This window comes from Bathymodiolus platifrons methanotrophic gill symbiont (assembly GCF_002189065.1).
In the GTDB taxonomy this organism is placed as follows: domain Bacteria; phylum Pseudomonadota; class Gammaproteobacteria; order Methylococcales; family Methylomonadaceae; genus Methyloprofundus.
The window spans coordinates 1-5,858 of the sequence record NZ_BDMN01000379.1; the positions used below are offsets into that span (position 1 = coordinate 1).

General features: G+C 33.2%; 4 protein-coding genes. All 4 read right to left on the reverse strand.

All coding sequences use genetic code 11. The features are described from left to right. Positions 1–99: 99 nt before the first annotated feature. On the reverse strand, positions 100–456 hold the full coding sequence (locus tag CDZ78_RS17875) for a stress protein, tellurium resistance protein TerZ (protein WP_244559286.1): 357 nt from the start codon (positions 454–456) through the stop codon (positions 100–102). A gap of 163 nt (positions 457–619) precedes the next feature. Beyond that, on the reverse strand, positions 620–3,109 hold the full coding sequence (locus tag CDZ78_RS17880) for an Hsp70 family protein (RefSeq protein ID WP_087871194.1): 2,490 nt from the start codon (positions 3,107–3,109) through the stop codon (positions 620–622). 21 nt (positions 3,110–3,130) lie between these two features. Beyond that, positions 3,131–3,490, reverse strand: a complete 360-nt coding sequence (locus tag CDZ78_RS17885) for a hypothetical protein (RefSeq protein WP_087871195.1) — start codon at positions 3,488–3,490, stop codon at positions 3,131–3,133. A 16-nt stretch (positions 3,491–3,506) separates the two neighbouring features. Beyond that, a complete protein-coding gene (locus CDZ78_RS17890; RefSeq protein ID WP_087871196.1) occupies positions 3,507–5,666 on the reverse strand; it encodes a tetratricopeptide repeat protein in 2,160 nt (719 codons plus the stop codon). Positions 5,667–5,858: the final 192 nt, after the last annotated feature.

Here is a 5,858-nt window from a genome sequence, read left to right on the forward strand (position 1 = left end):
GTATTTTAGCTAATGAACAGCAGAATGAAGCGGCTTAGGAATATGGAATAAGGATTGTTGAAAAATCTGTCTTGACTCTTTGGGGTGCTATATAGTTACCTATTTTTTATTATTCAATTTTTGAGCTGCCTTGTACGCAGATTCAGACCGTTTACCAGCACAGTTTTCATTGAATGAATTTATCATGCTGGAGTGCTTATTTACCTGCCTATTATAATTATCTACAGATACCTTATTATAATTATTAACTTGCATAGTATTAATTTCATTTCCTAGCCATTTTGCTTCATTATAAAGTTTGACACACTGTTCCATTGCTAGATCTGAAATATATGGAACGTGTGAACTTGTACTTATTGAAGGTGGAGGCTCATATGTCTTTGCAATTATATTTCTGCTAATTAAAATACATACTAGAAATAAAAAGGTGTTAATTTTTTTTGGCATATTTTTCATTATAAATTAAATTGTTTTAATCAGGAGATAAATAGAGCTAGAACGTGTGTTTTAGAGTTCAAATAAAAGGTTAACTTTTTACGAAAAGGCAGTCACCGCTAAATGGGTAGGCTACAAAAAAAAATTGTAGCCTTGAACTAATACACTCTAAGAGTTTAAGAATTTATACAATTCCTGTAAATAGGCGATAACCGTCTGCCTCTCTTTCTTTTTCAGGTACTAAGTCCCATAATCTACCAATTACAATACGAAGATCATCCCACGATTCACTTTCGATTAAATGTATACCATTTTCAATAAGGTTTTTAGCTTGAATTTGATCATTCATTGAGACGCGACTTTCAACCAAGAGTTCAAACATGTGTACTAGGTAATTTGGCATTCGCATTAAAATCTTATATTGAATAGAACCTAGTTCATCAGTTGCCGCCTCAATTGTATTTGGATTGTTAGACATTAGAAAAACTTGTTCTCGGCCAATTACTTGACGGACTTGATGTTTTTCGTGATCATTGCCATTTTCTTGAATCAGTTTCGAAACAGATCCTTTTAGTTCTTGATAATCTTGTTTAGCAGCATCAACTCTCTTACTTGAAGTTAATTGGTGAACTTGTTGGGCAAGTTTGCGTTTTTTATCTTCCAACTGAAATTTTTCATCAGTGACACTATCCTCAGGTATTTCCCCTGCATCTAGCATCAGTGTCTGTACATCTTTTAGGGATTTGCCAAGATTTTCTTCCATATTATAGTTTTTATTTTCAGCCGCCTCTTCTTGCTCCTTATGGATCATCTCTTCAAGCATTATTATTTCAGTACCTAGCGTTTGAGGGCTGACCTCTCTTTTTTTAGGGTTGAACACTTGTGAAAATTCTTGACCTGTACCATTTAAATAAGCTGAAATAGTAAGATCTCTAGACTCTGATAATTCAAAAGTAAGATCGATTTCTGTTCCTTTTAACAAGTCACGTTTTATATTTGCACCAGAAATTTCAAGAGTTCCAATTGGTTTATTTGATAAATAGTGATTGTCGGACGAGCCTTCAACAACCATTACTCTAATTACATCTTGCTCCGAATCTTTTAAAACCGTTTTACCAGCCTCTACAGTCTGACTTGCACGACTAGGCAAAACTGCATTTTGTTCAAAAATACAATCTAGTTTTGTGTCTTTTAAAATTAGGTCATCTTTAACTAAACATAAGTCTTCTGGGAGCATTTGCCCTGCAACACTATATTTTCCTTGCGCAATTTGAACTTGCTCCTGAGCATGGTGAACTTGGTTTCCTAAAGAATTAAGAATATTAAATTCAAAGAGATTATATTCCCCTTCTCTTAGAGGAAGGTCTTCATGAATTCGTGTTTTTAATTCTTTAGATCCACTATCAAAAGCGCCATCTGCACTGATAATACGGTAGGTCATTCCAGCAATATCACCTTCAATTTTTGCAGAAAACATTTCTTCTGAGTCTTGTGAGTTCCGCTCATATATTGCACGTACTTTAATATTAGACTTGTTATCAATTGTTTTTTTTGTGACGGTTTCTTTCTTTTTTGATCCCGCAAAAAAAGCAGCCCCAACTGTGATGGCATTAGTTGGGTCTATATCAGTATTAATAGGAATCCCCATAACTTCTTCAACATGTTGACGTATAAAAGGGATGAATGTAGATCCACCGACCATTAATACAAACTTTAAATCTTGAGGTTGAATTGATTGTCTAGTGAGTATTTTTTTTAGCATTTGAGTTGTTTCGGTAACTTTATCTTTGATCAGTTTCTCAAAGTCTGAACGGGTGAAGGTAATAATTCCTTCAACTTCATTACCATTATCATCATCTAGGACATATTCAATTTCTGTTGACTTGTCAGATGATAATTCAATTTTGGCATCTTCCGCTGCATTTAAGAATCGATACCACTCTTTTTCATATCGGCCTGTTGAACTCTTCATTTCGTTTAATAAATTAGCAAACGTACCTTTTGACTCTAGTTGGGGAACAACAATGTGTTCAACAATTAATGCATCTAAATCAGTTCCACCAAAAAAATTGTCACCTTCATGGTCAACAATAGTTAATTCCCCTTCAATAATTTTCACCAATGCAACGTCAAAGGTGCCACCTCCCAAGTCATAAACAATCCATTGACTGTTCTTTAACTCATTAGAATTATCTTTGTTGGCATAAGAAAGACTGGCAGCTATCGGTTCCTGTAATAAAATAACATTATCAAATCCAGCAAGGTTTCCTGCTTCTTTAGTGGCATTAGATTGAATCGTATCAAAAGAGGCTGGAATTGTAATTACAGCTGAATCTATTGTCTCCCCAGAATGTATAAAGCCTTTTAATTCTTTAAGTACAAGACTAGAAAGTTCTTCAGGAGATTTTGATGAATTAATGGTATCAATTCTGTATGTTTCAGTTGTTCCCATTTTTCGCTTAAAGCGACTTATTACATTTTTAGGGTCTTTATTGGAATATTCTCTTGCTTTGTCACCGACGAGAATCTTATCTTGTCTAAATCCGACAACTGATGGTAAGCCTTCTTTATGGCCTCTTGGGTTTTTAAATACTTCGACTTTCCCTGCATTAAATTTTGATATTAAAGAATTAGTGGTTCCTAAATCTATACCGTAATTGATCATTTCGCTCATTATTCTTCCTTATAATAAAAATTATTTAGACTCAACTGATACGATGCCTCTTTGAACCACATAAGACCTACCCAAAAGTTGATTTTTAACTCGAATAATAGGTTTGACTACATCTATTACTTCTAAGTTTTCAGTATTTGTACCTACAATATGAGCCTCAAGATCAAGCCGTGTTTCATCAAATTTCTGTCCCATAGGGTCTTCATAAGATATTTCATTTCCATCTTCAAGTAGAAAAGCATTTTTTATTTTTTCGATATTTCGGGTTATTTTTTTAAACTCATCTAAATCGCCTACTTTCCTTTCGATTTCATATAAATGGTTAAGTATTGTTAAATACATTTTTGGTACTTTTATTTCTTGCTTAGTTTGAGGTTGCATTCAATTTCCAATTTTATTAGCACATATGTTCTTTTAAGATTTTCAATGTAAAAGCATTATCTACATCTCGAAGTGAAAGATGAGTTTTAACTTTTTTCGAATGTGAATTCCATACTACTAATTCACCATCTCGAAAATAAAAAGTAGCCTGTATCCATGGAATAAATTGAGGTTTTGAAAAAATCAAACCTTTTGATTCAAAATGTATTCCTTGAGCTGTAAGTCTACAATGTCCAATATTGATACTTCCCCCTTTATTCAGCTGCATAATTTGGTTCTCAATAATACTGGGTATGATGTATTGTAATATAGCTTCTATAACTTGATGATTAAATTCATTCTGTTTTTTAATGCTTTTAGTTGTAGCCCATTGAAATTTAATCACAACAAAATCTTTGCTTTTAAATAAAAATAAAAAATCATGTGTAGGGTTGGAAGAGTTTCCGCTTAACATTACACCCCAACGAACTGATCGGATTGAATCTACTGATATGAATTTATCTCCTTGCCTAACCCCCTTCCTTGTAACATTACATGATTCTTCATTTATCGTTAGGTATGACTCATATTGTTTTTCTTCTTGTATAATTTTTTCAATTGCTGTTTTATCCTCTTGTATTCGACGATTAGATTCTTCGGATTTAAAAGAAAACTGTGATGTCAAATTTAGAATTTCTTTTGCTAATTCTGAATCACCATGAATGTTGAAACTAGAAACAGCAACATTACGAATAATACCAACTGCTTCATCTTGTATTTCCCAAAAGAAAGTGGGGAATAAATTCAATATTTGAATTAAAGATTGTTCGTTTAAAAGATTTGTAAGCTTATTTACAGTTGGTTTTTTCTTTTCTGACTCTTGTTTATTATTACGTAAAGGTTCTAACTGGAGATCTATTTTTCTTTTCGCATTTTCAAAGCATTTCTCGGTATACGAAGGATCTATCCACCGCCGACCATCTAATAAAACTTCAATAACAGCAAGATCTTCATTTTCAATTGCTTTTGTAATAACTATGTAAAATTGCTTGGAAAATGGTTCACTTAACCAATGACGAAATCCATTTTTTGTGTCTTCAAGAAATTCTAATGTCTCTAATGGAGACCATGTATTATCGACTATAAAATGCTGATGTTCACCACAAGTAAGAAAATTTAAAAGAGGTTTATTTCTAAAAACATGAAGGTGATAAGACCTTTTATCCTCATCATTCAATTCATCACATAAATTAATTACTTTTGATCGATCAATAAAAAGACTTTCCATCCAAGGAATATGGCCGTCTTCAAGCTCAAGCTCATGAATTAATCTTTTTCGGAGTTTTTGGATTTTTTTAATATCTATATCTTCAGAATCAATAAGTTGATCGTCTTGATAATTTAATAGTTCAAAAGGATTAATATAATTTTGATACCATTGAGCATGATTTAGAACTGTTTGTCCCCTTTGCAACGCCTCTTCTGCCAAAACCAGCAGTCGAGGAAGTAACTTGCTAATGTTATCTTTAACTTTAGTCCTATCTGGATGATGTTTCAGGGTTAATCGCCAAATATCAACAGCATCAGCGTCTTGAGATACTTCTGGATGGTTATATACAAGACCAAGATTAAATAAACTGGAGAACTCAGTATTAAACTGGATATTTCTGTCCCAATATTTGATGGCTTCAAAAAATCTTTTACTATTGTAATAAAGTATTCCTAATCGATTTAGCTGGTTTGAAGTTAGCCCACCTTGGATATCATCTAACCTTGATAATACATAGATTTCTTTGTCCGCATCATCATGATCTTTGCTATCCAATTCTCTATATAGCTCTGCAAGTCCTGTAAGTGCGGTTTCATGATCAGGATCGATTTGAATTGCTCTCTCAAATGCGTCTAATGCTTCAGCATCTGAATCATCTATTTTTTGTAGAGCAGCTCCATACCTTGCCCAACCATTAGCAAAATGTGGGGCAAGATCAACAACAACTTCTAAAGCATTTAATGCTTTAGAAGCATCATTTAACCCCTGATAACTTAATGCTGAGAACCACCACCCATCAACGCTATTTTCATCTAATTGAATTGCATTATCGGCTGATAATATAGATTCTTGATATCTAGCACGTCTATATTGATCTTCTGCTTTTTTTTCCCAGTAAGAGCAATTTTGTTTTTGAGCATTTTCCATGTTTAATTGTCCCGAATTCATATAATAAATGCAACACCTCTTAAAAAGGTTAGATGGTATAGTTTCCGTCGACTAAAACCTGAAACTAAAAGAGGTACTCAATGAATACGTTCAACCATCTAAGCCAAGAGGAAAGATACCATATTTACTTGATGCGAAAACAAACTATTTCTATCGGCAAAATTGCTGAAT